The 935-nt window shown below is 76.7% G+C and carries 1 pseudogene; it reads left to right on the top strand.

The features are described from left to right. Positions 1–935 (top strand): annotated as a pseudogene (locus DKL51_RS37710) (ComEC/Rec2 family competence protein); the annotation flags it as partial.

Raw genomic sequence — 935 nt, forward strand, 5'->3', positions numbered from 1 at the left:
GCGGTGACCTGACCGCCGCGGTGCTCACCGTGGCCGGTCCGCCCGCACCGCACGGCCCGCCGCCCTGGCTCCAGCGCGCGGCCGGGACGCTCCGCGCCGGTCTGCAACGCGCCTGCGACCCACTGCCCGACGAGCAGGGTGGCCTGCTGCCCGGCCTGGTCGTCGGGGACACCAGCCGGCTGACGCCCGCCGTCGAGGAGGACTTCCGAGCGACCGGGATGACCCACCTGAACGCCGTCTCCGGTTCCAACGTGGCGATCGTGGTCGGCGCAGTGCTGCTGCTGGCCCGCTGGGCGCGGGCCGGCCCCCGGGTGGCCGTCGCGCTCTGCGGGTTGGCCCTCATCGGCTTCGTGATCCTGGTCCGGCCGTCGCCGAGCGTGGTCCGGGCCGCCACCATGGGGGCGATCGGCCTGGCCGCGCTGGCCGCCGGCCGGCCCCGGGCAGCGCTACCGGCGCTCTGCGCCGCGATCACCGTGCTGGTTATCGTCGACCCCGAGCTGGCGGGCGATCCCGGCTTCGCGCTCTCCGTACTCGCCACCGCTGGGCTGCTGCTGCTCGCCCCGGGCTGGCGGGACGCACTGCGGCGTCGGGGCGTACCGGCGGGGCTCGCCGAGGCCCTCGCGGTGCCGGCGGCCGCCCAGCTCACCTGCGGTCCGGTGGTCGCCGGGATCTCGGGGACGGTGAGCCTGGTCGCCGTACCGGCCAATCTGCTGGTCGTGCCAGCCATCGCACCCGCCACCGTGCTCGGGGTGGCCGCCGCCGTCGTCTCGCCCTTCTGGCCGGCCGGGGCGGAGTTCGCCGCCTGGCTGGCGAGCTGGCCGACCTGGTGGCTGGTGACGGTGGCCCGGCAGGGCGCGCAGCTGCCGGCCGGCACGCTGCCCTGGCCGGGCGGGGCCGTCTCTTCTACACATCTGACGCTGGCGACGATCGCATAA

Origin of the sequence: Micromonospora globispora (assembly GCF_003857015.1) — a bacterium.
In the GTDB taxonomy this organism is placed as follows: Bacteria; Actinomycetota; Actinomycetes; order Mycobacteriales; family Micromonosporaceae; genus Micromonospora; species Micromonospora globispora.